Source organism: Lederbergia galactosidilytica (genome assembly GCF_017873565.1).
GTDB lineage: Bacteria > Bacillota > Bacilli > Bacillales > Bacillaceae_C > Lederbergia > Lederbergia galactosidilytica.
In genome coordinates, this window is sequence record NZ_JAGGKH010000004.1 from 75,117 (window position 1) to 89,257 (window position 14,141).

Below are 14,141 nucleotides of genomic sequence, written 5' to 3' on the forward strand. Positions count from 1 at the left end.
CTTACTAGATAAAAAAACAGCCCCTTTACTTTAGGTAAAATTCAAACTTCTCTCCCATTTAACTGTTAACAATTCTAAGAACAATATAATTGGTCCTTTATACAAGCCATCCCCTTAGAACTGCAAGCTAATCCCTATTAAAAACGGCGTATTTGCGTAAATAGGTAATTGTATAAGAAATATTGATTTTTACGTTGAAAGATTCGCACCTAGGAATGAATTTTAGATCCTTTAAAAATTCATATGTCTATTTATTTTAAAAGACTCATAGATATAAAAAGAGCCCGCAATAGGACAAGTATATCTATGATCCGTCCTTTTCATATTTATAATGGGCTAAAAATGAAAGAAGGGTAGGAAGAAAATGACGTACTTGAAAATGATTTTAGTAGGAGTTCCACTAAGCATTCTATTATTCGCTAGTTCTAGCCCTACGCAGGCTGCTAGCCAAGTTCCAAAAGAAGAAATGAGAGCCTCCTGGATTTCGACCGTTACCAATATTGATATGAAAGCAGGAATGTCTAAAGAAGAATTTACCGCATGGGCAAAATCAACCATGCAAACACTCGAAAAGAAGAACTTTAATACGGTGATTTTTCAAGTAAAGCCAACTTCTGATGCCTTATATCCTTCAAAACTAGCACCATGGTCTAGTTATATTACAGGAAAAAAACAGGGAACAGATCCAGGTTATGACCCTTTGCAAATTATGCTAGATGCAGCTCATGAGCATGGGTTGGAATTACATGCATGGATCAATCCTTATCGTGTGACAATGGTAAGCCAAGGATTGGAAGACTTAGCAAGTCATAACATCGCCATCCAGCATCCTGAATGGGTAGTGAAACACGGGCAACAGTATTATTTAGACCCTGGGCTTCCTAGTGTACAAGCCTATCTAGTCGATACGGTAAAAGAATTAGTGATCAACTATGATGTCGATGCTGTCCATATGGATGATTACTTTTATCCAGGAGTTAATTTTTCCGATCAAGAAACATATGAAAAATACGGAAGTGGATTTGCTGATATCGGGGATTGGCGTAGACATAATGTAAGTACGCTTGTGGATGATATTAATCAACATATTAAAGCGATCAAACCATGGGTGCAGTTCGGTATTTCTCCTTCAGGGATTTGGCGAAATCAAACTGATGATCCAACTGGTAGCGCAACAAATGGTAATGGTCATTATGATCAATTATTTGCAGATTCCCGGCAATGGATTCAAGAAGGTTCCGTTGATTATATTACTCCACAAATCTATTGGTCGCGGCAATTAGCTGTTGCAAGCTACTCCGTTTTATTAGATTGGTGGAGTAAGCAAATAGAAACACATGCCACTGTTCATCCTGTCCATCTCTATATTGGTATGGCAGATTATAAAGTGAATAATAACTTTGATACCGCTTGGGAGAACCCGCGTGAACTTCCTGAGCAAATTCTTGATAATCGCGCCAATGGGGGCGCAAAGGGGCAAATGCACTTTACTTTACGAGATATTTTAAACAATCCACTTGGTTATGCTGACATTGTAAAGAAAGAAATATATACAGCAAAAGCATTAACTCCCGCTACTTCTTGGAATGGAAACAAACAACCAAAAAAGCCGATCAATGTCGATGTGGACAAGCAAGGGAATTCGGTTAAAATTATGATTGATAATAAAAAGCGAACAGATGCGAAAAAATATGTCATCTATCGATTTGAAGGTAATAAAGCAGGAGATTATCAGAATCCGGAAAATATCGCTGGAATAATCTATGATCAACAAGGAACAGCAACCTTTATCGATCAAGATATTGATCCCAGCAAAAGGTATACGTATGGTGTTACATCTATTTCCCATACAGGTATTGAGAGTAAAGATGCGAAAGAGAAAAAGACTAAAAAATAAACAGGAATTCCAACAAAAAGGATCTTAAAATTTTAATAAAAGCAGTGAAGATAAACTTTCATGTCATCATAGTTAAAAGTTGGAAGTCCTGATTCGAAAGGTGTATTTCCTTTGACCAATCATATAAGATTAGCAACTGTATACGATGCTGAAGAACTTTCCATACTCAATCAGGAATTCAACGGAGGCACTAGAAGATCTAGCTTAGAAATCAAAGATAGACTCGTACAAGGTAAAGAGTTAGTTGCGGTAGCCAGCGAGAATGACAAACTGGTGGGATTTGCCTGTGCGCAATATTTCACCTCCTTTTGCTATGATGAACCACAAGGAGAAATAACCGAGATGTATGTCCGAGAATCAGCACGGAGAAAAGGAATTGCTACTTCTTTAATAGCGATTTTAGAAAAAAAACTGCAGGATCTTCAAGTGAGAGAAGTAAAAATCTTAACTGGCACGAACAATCTAGAGGCCTTACAGACTTATACAAAATCCCATTATGCAAAACAGGAGGAAACGGTTCTCTTCAAAGAGCTAGACTAATACCTGCTTCACAAGGCTGGACATAGAAAAATGGCTCAGAGTACGAACGATTTATTACCCTAACGAGGAAGATTCCCGAAGCGGGTTATATGTAGTCAAAACGCCTTTGTCCCAGCCTTGTTTCCCCTCATTGCATTTGATCCCGATAGGAAAACAACTTATAATAAAGTTCAACCATTCACTATAAAAGTAGCTAACTAGATGAATGTGAGTGAATATACAGGAGTTTGATGATGATGAAGCCCTCTATTTTAATTGCAGACGATGAGCGAGAAATTGCTGATTTGCTAGAGATCCATCTAAAAAAAGAAGGCTATCAAGTCACTAAAGCTGTTGATGGACAAGAAGCTCTGCAAATAATCCGCTCGCAATCCATTGATTTAGTGATTTTAGATATTATGATGCCAAAGTTAGATGGATTTGAAACAGCCTTACAAATCCGCACAGAATACCAGATGCCGATTATTTTTTTAAGCGCTAAATCCTCTGATTTCGATAAAATCCAAGGGTTAGTGATTGGGGCGGATGATTATTTAACCAAACCATTTAATCCAATGGAATTAGTCGCTCGTGTAAATGCCCATTTAAGACGTTATATGAAGTTCAATCAGCCAAAAGTACATAACCCTTCCATTATTGAAACTAATGGATTAAAAATAAACCCTGACCAGAGGTCCGTCACACTTTATGAGCAAAATATCGTGCTCACCCCTAAGGAATTTGATATTTTATATTTATTGGCAAGCCATCCGAAAAAAGTTTATAGTACGGAACAAATTTTCCAACTAATTTGGGGAGAAACCTATTATGAAAGTGGGAATACAGTGATGGTCCATATTCGCACATTACGAAAAAAACTTGGTGAAAATAAAAGGAAAAACTTGTTTATTAAAACAGTTTGGGGCGTCGGCTATGCATTCAATGGCTAAAATGCTCCGTAGTTTCCGTTCTAAAATGCTCTTATTATTCGGCCTAAGCATGTTCCTATCTGGCCTAATCACCTATCTGCTTTATGAGGGGCTAAGATATTATTACCATACAATGGTATTTGCTGGGGATCCTTTAGCTCGAATTCGGAAATGGGTTGCTACCATTGGGGATGTAAATGCCTTTTTATGTATCTTCATCCCCCTCTCGGTTCTGTTTTTCTTTTTATTAACGAAGCCCTATTCAAAATATTTCAGGGAAATTTCCAAAGGCATCCATCAACTTGCTAAAGGTGATTTCACAACTCATATCATGATTTCGACTAATGATGAGTTCAAAGAAATTGCTGAAGATCTGAATCAAGCAAGTAGCAAGCTACAAGAAGCTGTGCAGCGAGGCGATTTTGCCGAAAGTAGTAAAGATCAATTAGTTGTGAATTTAGCTCATGATCTTCGCACACCGCTCACATCTGTTTTAGGCTATTTAGATTTAATTCTCCAAGATGAAAATTTAACGAAAGCTCAAGCAAAGCACTATACAACCATCGCTTATACTAAATCTCAACGATTAGAAAAATTGATTGATGAACTATTTGAAATTACGCGAATGAATTATGGCATGTTGACACTTGAAAAGGCACCCTTGGATATTGGAGAGCTTCTTGAACAATTGAAGGAAGAATTGTACCCACTTTTTGAAAAGAGTAATCTGATTGCCAGAAGTACTCACGATTCTTCTTTGCCCATTCTCGGGGATGGGGACCTATTGGCTCGAGTATTTGAAAATTTGCTAGTCAATGCTATTCGCTATGGAATAGATGGACAATATGTCGACCTCCATGGTTTTGTCGACGCGCAAGATGTTGTTGTCCAGGTAACCAATTATGGAAATCAAATTCCAGAAAAGGAAGTGCCCCATCTGTTTGAAATGTTTTACAGCGGCGACCAAGCACGGGCATACCAAGATGGAGGCACCGGTCTTGGCTTATTCATCGCAAAAAACATCATTGAACAACACGGAGGAACTATTACAGCAGAAAGCTCAGTTATTCGTACAAAATTCGAAGTGCGATTACCACTTCAGAAAAACTTAGGTAATTCAATTTAAACAGTTTAAGAAAAATTTAAGAATTACCCCACTCTTAATTTAAGATTTCTTTTCTATTCTTTAGATAGAGGACAGCCCTTGATAGAGGATAAACGATGAAGTTCATCACAGTTGCCCTCTACTACTGCCAAAATCACGATTAGGAGGAAATAATAGATGAAGAAATGGGGAATTTTGCTATGTGTCATTATTGGTTTAGGTTTAGCAATTCCACAGCTCCTACCAATTTTTCAAGAAAAGGTCGATATTCGAAACTCACCTCAAATAGGAGACAATTTTAAAGAAATAGAGGTCCCATTAGAACAAATGCATTATGGCCATCTTGTGTTAGTCAATCATGAATATCCTGCTCATCAAGAACAAATCAGCTCTGATATTGTTTCATTATCGCAAAATAGTCAGTTGGTGATGGGGTTCGAATTATTAGATCAATCCATTCAGTTATCAGAGTTTGTTACAAAGGAATTTTCAAGGATGGTATATGCTGCCGAAAAAGAAGGAGTCCAGCATTTTATGATCAATAGTGGCTATCGGGATTTTGCGGAGCAAGCAAGTTTATATGACGAAATGGGAGAGGATTATGCCCTACCTGCTGGATATAGCGAACACAACTTAGGAATTTCTCTTGATGTCGGATCCACAGAAGGGAAAATGGAGAATTCATCTGAAGGCAAGTGGATAGAAAAAAATGCCTGGAAATATGGATTTATTTTACGTTACCCTCAAGATAAAACGGCAATCACAGGCATTCAATATGAACCATGGCATATTCGCTATGTCGGATTCCCACATAGCGCCATTATGCATGAGAAAAACTTTGCTTTAGAGGAGTATTTAGCTTTCCTCAGATCAGAGGAAAGCTTATCTGTTCAGTATAATGGACAGACATACCAAGTTTTCTATTTCTCGACTTCCGAGGAACGAACCATTCAAGTTCCAACAAATCAAAAGTATGAAATTTCAGGTAATAATACGGATGGGGTGATTGTCACCATTTATCCAAATTGACCTACTCTTACCTGGAAAATATTGCCTCCGTACACACAGGGCGAAAAAACAGCCATGACGAATAAATAAATGGCATATAATAGCGAATAAAACAGTGCTCATGGTGAATAACGCAAAAAAGGGATAACCTCCGCACATAGAGACGTCCGTTAATAAGCCGAAAAGAGACTGGGACAAAATCAAAATGCTAAGCTCCAAAGGTGAGGTATACTTCCGAAGTGGGTTATATATCCCTTTGTAGTTCGGCTTTTTCTTTGGAAAAACATTTTCGTCCCAGTTCTTCTATTGAGCAACTTTTTTTCATATTGACCGATCGAAGAATTGTGAACCGTTTAAGCCCCTTCCCCTAATTTCGGTGACGATGAATGACTTCCACACCACCAGTAGCAGATAATACACTCCCAGTAATCATATCGGAGTCTTCCTCACAAATGAATTCAATTAATCTAGCGATGTCTTCACCTGTTCCCGAACGACCAACTGGTGTCTCTTGATCCTTGATCTGTCTTGCTGTTTCAATATTAGATTCTTTCATTTCACCTGTAATATCACCAGGACAAATCATATTTGCTGTAATTCCGTATCCTGCTTCTTCAATGGCAATCGACTTTGTTAATGAGACAAGACCAACTTTTGCTGCACTATAAGCAGAACGATAAATCCAGCCTGGGCTTTGCTCTGCATCTTGAAAGCCATACATCACCATTCTGCCAAATTGTTGCTTCCTCATTATCGGAATCACTAGTTTAGAAAAGTGAAAAACAGAACTTAAATTCCCCTCAATCATTTCATACCATTCATGGTCTTCATAATCAGCCAATTTTTTACGTTCAAAGATATATGGACCTGCATTATGGATAAGATAGTCAATGCGGCCAAATTGATTCATTGTTTTTTCTACAATTTGGGTAATATCGGACTTCTTAGTGATATCTCCTTGGACAAATAGAATACGGTCTTTATACCCTTTCCATTCTTCCTGCAATTTTTCAATTCTCGCTGTATCACTCCGATAATTTACAGTTACGGAACAACCCTTTTCTAAAAAGCGTTCAGTTACTTTTCTCCCAATCCCTTTAGAACCAGCTGTAATAATTGCGTGTTTCAACGAATCCACCCCAAACTCACATTTTTACTGAATTCATATGTTCTCCATGTACGGTTCTATTCCCTAATTAGCAAAATAATTAACCAAGAAGAGACATGAACTCTTTCCGCAAATCGGGATTCTTAGAAAATACTCCCCTTGTGGCAGTTGTCACTGTCATGGCATCTGACTTTTTAACACCTCGTCCACACATACACATATGTTTAGCCTCAATCACGACCATTGCACCTTGAGGCTGAAGGACATCGTTCATTGCGTCTACAATTTGGTTGGATAACCGTTCCTGAACTTGGAAACGTTTGGCATAACCATCCACCATACGAGCGATTTTAGATAATCCTGTAATTTTTTCACTCGGAATATACGCAATATGAGCTACTCCAAAAAATGGTGCAAAATGATGTTCACACATAGAATGGAATTCAATATCTTTTACCATGATCAATCCATCATGTTCTACAGCAAAGACCTTTTCTAAATGTTGTTTCGGATCCTCACGATTTCCCTCAGTATATTCAAGAAAAGCCTTCAAAACTCGATATGGAGTTTCTTCTAACCCTTCCCGATTGGGGTCATCTCCGCAGATCTCAATTAAGTCACGGATAGCCTCCATGTAATTCTCAGATTTTTGCACTACTTTCTCAATACCTGGTTCGTTACCAAAGCGATCTATCAATTGTTGAACAATAATTCTCTTTTTATCCGTTGTAGACATCTTGTTATACCTCATTTCTATCGTACATAACGAAAAGTTATGGATATTTTATAATAAATATTATTTAATATTGATTTTATCTACACATTTTAACATAGTAATCTAGGTTCGAAAAGGCAATCTTCTTGCTCCTTTTGGAAATGTATGGAGCATTTTCCTCCTATCATGTATCATTTCCAAAAACAGAATAATTAAGCTGGGACAAAAGTGTTTTCCTCAAAGATAAACCGAACTACTAAGTGCATATAACCCTTTCCGAAAATATACTTCGCTAAGTTAATACATTGTTTATCCTTAGAGCTTAACTCTTTAGTGATGTCCCAGCCTCCTATTCATCCTGATCCTTTTGCCTATTCTTCAAATATTCTATCACAAATTGGCTAAATTTCATCGTGATATTCGTTTGTTTCCGATTCTTCGCACGAATTAGACCGACCGTCCTTGTACAACGGGGCTCAATAATTTTTAACTTGGCTGTTTTCATTTTTCTAACTCGATCATTGATAAGTACAGTCGGATAAAAAGCGACCCCTAAACCCCTCTCAACTAGTTCTTGCGTAATCCCAGTTTCATCCCCTTCAAAAGCAAAATCTGGAGAAAAACCAGCTAAGTGACAAAAGTGTTCTGTCATCGTACGAAAATCATACCCAGTGGGCATAACAACAAAGGGGTCCTTTTCCACTTCTTTTAGGTAAACCGCCTTTCGATTTGCTAATGGGTGAGATAAAGGAACCGTTAGCAGGATTTCCTCCTCTAAAATGGGAATCCACTCTATATTTTCCTTTGCTACAGGCTTTGTGGAAATGCCCAAGTCAATCTCACCAGCCTCTAATTGCTGAACCATCTTTTCGAAAGATGCTTGATGTTGCCTAAAGCGAGTTCCTGGATACCTTACCAAAAAATCTCCTAACAAATCTGGTAGGAGACTGGGAATCGTTACAGAAATAGAGAGAACTTTATTTTGATGATCCGCAAGATAGGCTAATTCCGCTTCACCCATTTTCAATTCTAAAAAGACATTTTCCACTGTTCGTAAATAAGCTTCTCCTAATGAGTTTAACTGAATTTGACGTCCCCTGCGATCAAAGAGCTGATAACCTAGAACTTTCTCAAGTTTAGCGATCATTTTACTAAGTGCTGGCTGAGTAATATTTAATTCTGTCGCTGCCCTTGTAAGATGTTGATGTTTGGCTACAACCTGAAAATATTTTAATTGTAAAAGGTCGATCGACAAGCACCCCTTTTATAAAGTGAATCTTTATTCAGCACAGATGATTTACATACGCACTGAATAAAGAATCAACATTTTATTGACAAGCCCCCCGTTTCCAATAGGCCTAAAAATAGTCAGTGAATCTTCCACTTACCATTCCGGTCTTACCTAAAATCAGCAACTAGACCACATCGACATTAGCATGATTTACTGCTTTTCTACGTTTCTTATTTGTTAATAGATGAATGGAGAAGTAAATTACTAATAGTGCCGCAATCATAATGGCAGCTATCCCATACATGGAACTATATCCAACGATCCCTACAGTACGTCCTAAAGCAAAAGCTCCAATCGCTTGCCCTAAATCCATAAAGCTTAATGACATGGCATTAGCTGTTGCTTTCTTATTTGGAGATACTTGGCTTACAGCCCAAGCTTGAAATGTAGGTTGCATAATACCATAAGCAAATCCATAAAAGATTCCTGCCAAAATTAATGTATATATATTTCCCGTTTTGGCTAATAAAATCAAACCAATAATCGCCGCAAAGCTAGCTGGATATATGAGATACTTATGCCCAAAGCGGTCAAAAATTATTCCGGAAAATGGACGAGTCACAACAAGCATAATTGCAATGAACAAGAAGAAAATCGAAGTTTGCCCACCTAAACCTGATGCTGCTCCTAGACCATCAAGGAAATTAACGACACCGGCAAATGTAATATAAAACAACATAACAAGAAAACAAGGTAAAAATGCTTTTCGATCAAAAGCTGCTTGCATAATCGATGCCTTTGGTTGATCAGCGGTTTTTGCCAAAATTGGCGGACTCTTAAACCAAAAACTACCAAGCCAAACTAACACAAGCATTAAAAATGAAAATTCCAAAACAAATTTAAATGAAAATGAGTGAATCATCGAGATAGCAATCATTGGCCCTAATGTTGAACCAATACTTGTCGACATTCCAAAATAACCAATCCCCTCACCGAGTCGGGAAGAGGGAATTAAATTCGTTGCCAAAGTGGCAAACAATGTTGTGATAAGACCAAAGCCAATTCCTTGCATTACACGTAATAGAATCAATAATCCTAGCGATGTCGTAAAATAGCTTAGCATCACCATGACAACGGTAAACAAAATGGACCTTAATAACCATTTCTTCATATTAATTCTAGGAATAATGACGCCAATAAAAGGCCGCGATAAAACTGCAGCAAGCATAAAAGACGTTGTCATTAATCCTCCACTTGCCGGATCCGCTGTTATGTTTGCCACATAAATGGGGAATCCACCCAGCAAAGATTGCATACTAAGAAAAAAGATAATCGTCATACTAATTACTAATATATATTGCTTTGTCCATAACTTTTCCTTCACTTTATTCAAATAAATCCTTCTTTCTATAAGAAATCCACCTTGTCTTGGTGTCTACCATCCCTACATCAATTTGTGCATTGAAAAAAACTTCTGCCTAGATGATAGAAGTTTTTTTAACGTGCCTATTTCTCATTTTGGAATCTTAAGTGCAAGCAATAAATGGCTGCTCATTGATACGTTTGCGGGGATAAAAAGCTCACTATCTCTATTATAATCCAATCAAGCAGATAAGAAAAATATAAATTACCTTATAGACTGATAACCCCTTGGTTATGTATACCATTTCTTTCATAATTCCATTTTAAAAACACAGAATCATGTCGATATATTAAATTGTTCCGATTAATTCTTAGTGAAATTCTAAACTCAAAATGGAGGAATTTATATGGCAACGGGTAATAAGAAACGCATGACTTTTAAAATTCGAGATAAATTGGCAATTGCTTTTGCTTTAATTTTATTAATTCCCACACTGACAATCGCCATTACAGCCTATCAAAGTTCCAAAAATAATATCGATAAGCAGATCTTGGATACAGCTCAAGATAATGTCGATACAGCTAGCCAAACGGTTGATCAATTTATACAATTACAAATGGAAAACGTCAATTATTTAGCTAATTCGTTTGTTGCAGGTGAGATTACTTCTAACAATCACGCTGAGACAAGACAAATATTAGATAAAATCCAAGCATCCACAGGTGATGTGGAACAAACATATATTGGGACTGAAACTGGACAGTTTATGAACGCACCAACAAGTTTCCAGAATCCCCCAGATTATGATCCACGAGAACGCCCATGGTATCAACAAGCAATGGAGCACCCAACAGAGGTAATCATCACAGAACCCTATGTTTCTCAGTCATCCAATCAAATGGTAGTGACATTAGCTAAGTCAACAGCTGATGGCAAAGGAGTTGCAGCAGTAAATTTAAAGCTAGAAAATTTAACAGAGATGATCTCTTCGGTTAAAATCGGAAAAAATGGTTATTTAGCCCTAATAGATACAACAAACCATTATATCAGTCACCCTACAAATGAAGCAGGAGCTGAAGCAACAGAAGATTTTTTCAAGAGAGTTCAAGAAAATCAAACTGGTCATTTTTCCTTTACAACTGACGGTGACAAGCGAAAGTTAGCTTTTGCAACAAGTGAAGTAACAGGTTGGAAAGTTATCGGTACTATGTATCAAGATGAAGTTGATCAAGCAGTTGAACCAATATTTAGAACAACAGTATTGGTCATCCTAATTTCAGTTATCCTCTCTGCTATTGCGATCATCTTTATTATTCGTTCGATATATAAACCAATTAAAACTTTAGTGACTGCAGCTACGGAGATTAGCCAAGGTAATCTTAGCGAAAACCTGACGTTGAAAGGTGGAGATGAGCTCGGACAGTTAGCCCAGGCATTTAATGAGATGCGCCTCCATCTGCATCATGTCATTTCGCAGGTTCGGGAGCAATCTAGTAATCTAGCTGCTGCCTCTGAACAATTAAATGCCAGCACCGAGCAAAACACTTTAGCGACTGAGCAAATTTCTGCCTCGATCCAAGAAGTGGCCGCTGGAGTTGAAAGTCAATCCAATCGTATTGACCAAAGTTCACAAATGGCAGGGGAAGTATCCCAATCCATTTATCAAATTGCTCAAGGTTCAGATGAGGTTGCTCATTCCGTTACGCAGACACAGCCAATTATCGAAGCCGGAAAACAAGATATTGAAACATCCATTGGACAAATGAGATTCATCCACAATACAGTTACTGAGTTATCAACAAGCGTAAAATCGCTTGATAGCCGTTCGCAACAAATTAGTCAAATTGTTAATGTCATTACGGATATTGCGGAGCAAACAAATTTATTAGCCTTGAATGCAGCCATTGAAGCTGCCCGTGCGGGTGAACATGGAAAGGGATTTGCCGTTGTGGCTTCCGAGGTTAAAAAATTAGCTGAACAGTCAGCAAGCTCAACGGAGCAGATTAAGCAACTCATAGGCACGATCCAACAGGAGATCCAACAAACTGTCAGTATGATGGAATCAGGGACAAATGAAGTGGATAAAGGGATTCATATAGTGGAAAATGCTCATTCCTCCTTTAATACGGTTACTGAGTATGTTGGGAAAATGACCGAGCAAATCCAACAAATTACAATAAATATTCAACAAGTAGCCACTGGGACAGAACAATTTACCCATACATTTAATGAAGTGGCAACTGTAGCAGATACTACTTCAGCTGAAGCTCAGAACATGTCTGCCTCTACAGAGGAACAATTAGCATCCATGGAAGAAATTCGTGGCTCCTCAACTGCTTTAGCAGAAATGGCAGAAGAACTACACGAGCTTGTACAGCAATTTAAATTATAGTCACTTGAAACGCTAAAAAATTCCTAAAACTAAATCATCAATTTTTCTCAATCAAACATAAAAAGCTTTCCCCCTAATCTTTAATGAATGATTAAGGGGGAAAGCTTTTTTAGATCCAATGACTTATCGGATTATTGAGATGAATCTTTTTCCACACGGTCTTGTTCATGGGGTAACTGCTGTTGTGGATTTGCTGCCAATTTAACGGCACTAGATGCTTCATTCACAGCATAGAAAGTTTGAATATTGTTCATATCTTTTTCAGATGCCGTAGCTGCGATCAATTCACGATCATCCAAGAAATCTTTCATATGCTCCACTAGATGATTAAGCATATCATCCGCTTTTTCCATACTCATTAAATAACGCGCTTGATCTAATGTATTCACTCCTGAACGAGCCTGTGTACTTGTTACGACCTTGGCGGCAAGAAACCAAGCACTATATGAAGTACGAACAATCGTATTTTCACTACGTGTCGAATCGGTAATCGCCATTCCAACAGAAAGCTTGGATTCCGAATAGGTCCCTTCTCCTTGAAATTGAATCAAATAACTAATAAATTGCATCTCTCCCCAATACAAATGAGTAAGGGTCAAAAGGGAAGTCCCAAATATCCAAAACATCCCAGAATAGAATAGCCCAGAGAATATTTGACTCACTTCCATAGGATTAAAGAAATATAGAATCAAAGCTGCCACGATTACAAAGCAATGTCCCGCAATCGCAAAAGCAAAACGGAGTTTGCCCATTAATGGCGGATAATCTACTTCTTTGTAAATGGGCTGTGTTTCTTGTATCGTGTCTCCGCTAAAGCTCCCTTTGTCCATACTTCCTTCCATATTTAAACTTGGATTTAATTCACGATAAACCCGGTTAGGGATTTCCTTATAACGCAAGTTTGCCATTTCCATATCTAAAGCTCGGAAGAAATCTTTTGGATGAACATTTTCCTGCCAATGATCTCGATACTCGGAAACTTCTGTTTCAGGATCTGCCACTTCGGCTCTTAGTTTGGAAAGAGTTAAACCAGCTGCTACAATTGCCACAAGAAAAAGGAAAAAGAAAACCAAAACCCAAGCTGGCTGAAAAGGGGCAGCAGGTATGTTAATACCTTGTCTTAAAATAAGCTCTGCAATAGCAGGTATTAAAATTGCCAAAACAATCATCCAAGCAATATGCTTATTTTTTCCTTTATATAAATTCTTGTAACTAACCTTTTTAACAGTTAAAGGAGTCCCAATCCATAATACAAGAAGAAAAACGACTAAGATAATCCCTAACCAGCTAGAAAATGAAGAATCTGTGAGCAATGTAAGACCGACCATGCCGGATAATAGAGCGATCAAATATACAAAATAAGCAATCAATGAAAAACCGACATTCCGGATTAATAAATTCAAATAATTCCTCATCGAATAAGGCAAAAATAAAAAATTAGGAAAAAGACTATAAACCATTCGTTCAAATAGAGTGACTGGTTCATGAAATGTGAGGTTTTTTCTCCCCATCAACATCTGTTCCATTTCCTCTGACTGATAATATGTATTTGGTTCCTTTGTATGTTTTTCACTACGGGCCATATTTTTGGCAAGGCTTGCTGGCACACCTCTTCCCACGTAAAAACGGGAAATTTTGAATAAACCCTTTGCTAAAAAATGGATACCGCCTGTGATTAACACTAGACTTATCACGAGATTCACCCATCCAGCAGCTAAACCTTTTTCAACAATTTGTCCCCTTAACATAATGATAGATAAGACACCCATTGATAAAATCATTAAACCACTTAGTAAAAATAAAAGTCCTTCTTGCTTAAATGGATTTTTAATTTCTGGTGAATCAGATCCATACTGAAATGACAACTCTTATCT

Annotated in this window: 11 protein-coding genes; 6 read left to right on the forward strand and 5 right to left on the reverse strand. The window is 37.6% G+C overall.

The window, feature by feature from the left end:
- Nucleotides 1-379 precede the first annotated feature (379 nt).
- From J2Z23_RS05410 to J2Z23_RS05430, 5 genes are all read left to right on the forward strand, one after another.
- Nucleotides 380-1,897 (forward strand): glycoside hydrolase family 10-like protein, encoded by a 1,518-nt coding sequence (locus J2Z23_RS05410; RefSeq protein ID WP_238482625.1) that lies wholly within the window; start codon nucleotides 380-382, stop codon nucleotides 1,895-1,897.
- Nucleotides 1,898-2,008: 111 nt separating this feature from the next.
- The gene (locus J2Z23_RS05415) at nucleotides 2,009-2,437 is read left to right on the forward strand and encodes a GNAT family N-acetyltransferase (RefSeq protein WP_057981799.1); all 429 of its coding nucleotides are present in this window, start codon (nucleotides 2,009-2,011) and stop codon (nucleotides 2,435-2,437) included.
- Between the two features lie 233 nt (nucleotides 2,438-2,670).
- The gene (locus J2Z23_RS05420) at nucleotides 2,671-3,366 is read left to right on the forward strand and encodes a response regulator transcription factor (protein ID WP_057981798.1); all 696 of its coding nucleotides are present in this window, start codon (nucleotides 2,671-2,673) and stop codon (nucleotides 3,364-3,366) included.
- Nucleotides 3,359-4,471, forward strand: a complete 1,113-nt coding sequence (locus tag J2Z23_RS05425; RefSeq protein WP_057981875.1) for a HAMP domain-containing sensor histidine kinase — start codon at nucleotides 3,359-3,361, stop codon at nucleotides 4,469-4,471. The genes J2Z23_RS05420 and J2Z23_RS05425 overlap by 8 nt, the downstream gene beginning before the upstream one ends.
- A gap of 156 nt (nucleotides 4,472-4,627) precedes the next feature.
- Nucleotides 4,628-5,479 carry a M15 family metallopeptidase gene (locus tag J2Z23_RS05430; protein WP_057981797.1) on the forward strand — a complete coding sequence of 284 codons (852 nt, stop codon included), beginning with the start codon at nucleotides 4,628-4,630 and terminating at the stop codon, nucleotides 5,477-5,479.
- 346 nt (nucleotides 5,480-5,825) lie between these two features.
- On the opposite strand, the gene J2Z23_RS05435 is transcribed toward J2Z23_RS05430, so the two are convergent.
- From J2Z23_RS05435 to J2Z23_RS05450, 4 genes are all read right to left on the reverse strand, one after another.
- Nucleotides 5,826-6,587 (reverse strand): SDR family oxidoreductase, encoded by a 762-nt coding sequence (locus tag J2Z23_RS05435; RefSeq protein WP_057981796.1) that lies wholly within the window; start codon nucleotides 6,585-6,587, stop codon nucleotides 5,826-5,828.
- A gap of 79 nt (nucleotides 6,588-6,666) precedes the next feature.
- Nucleotides 6,667-7,302 carry a GTP cyclohydrolase I FolE gene (gene folE, locus J2Z23_RS05440; RefSeq protein ID WP_057981795.1) on the reverse strand — a complete coding sequence of 212 codons (636 nt, stop codon included), beginning with the start codon at nucleotides 7,300-7,302 and terminating at the stop codon, nucleotides 6,667-6,669.
- 328 nt (nucleotides 7,303-7,630) lie between these two features.
- Complete coding sequence (locus J2Z23_RS05445; RefSeq protein WP_057981794.1) at nucleotides 7,631-8,536, reverse strand: LysR family transcriptional regulator; 906 nt, start codon at nucleotides 8,534-8,536, stop codon at nucleotides 7,631-7,633.
- A gap of 160 nt (nucleotides 8,537-8,696) precedes the next feature.
- Nucleotides 8,697-9,896 (reverse strand): MFS transporter, encoded by a 1,200-nt coding sequence (locus J2Z23_RS05450; protein ID WP_238456231.1) that lies wholly within the window; start codon nucleotides 9,894-9,896, stop codon nucleotides 8,697-8,699.
- A gap of 385 nt (nucleotides 9,897-10,281) precedes the next feature.
- Here J2Z23_RS05450 and J2Z23_RS05455 point away from each other — a divergent pair, with 385 nt between their 5' ends.
- Nucleotides 10,282-12,267 carry a methyl-accepting chemotaxis protein gene (locus tag J2Z23_RS05455; protein WP_064468763.1) on the forward strand — a complete coding sequence of 662 codons (1,986 nt, stop codon included), beginning with the start codon at nucleotides 10,282-10,284 and terminating at the stop codon, nucleotides 12,265-12,267.
- Between the two features lie 131 nt (nucleotides 12,268-12,398).
- Here J2Z23_RS05455 and J2Z23_RS05460 read toward each other — a convergent pair whose 3' ends face one another.
- Nucleotides 12,399-14,132 (reverse strand): hypothetical protein, encoded by a 1,734-nt coding sequence (locus tag J2Z23_RS05460; protein WP_064468762.1) that lies wholly within the window; start codon nucleotides 14,130-14,132, stop codon nucleotides 12,399-12,401.
- Nucleotides 14,133-14,141: the final 9 nt, after the last annotated feature.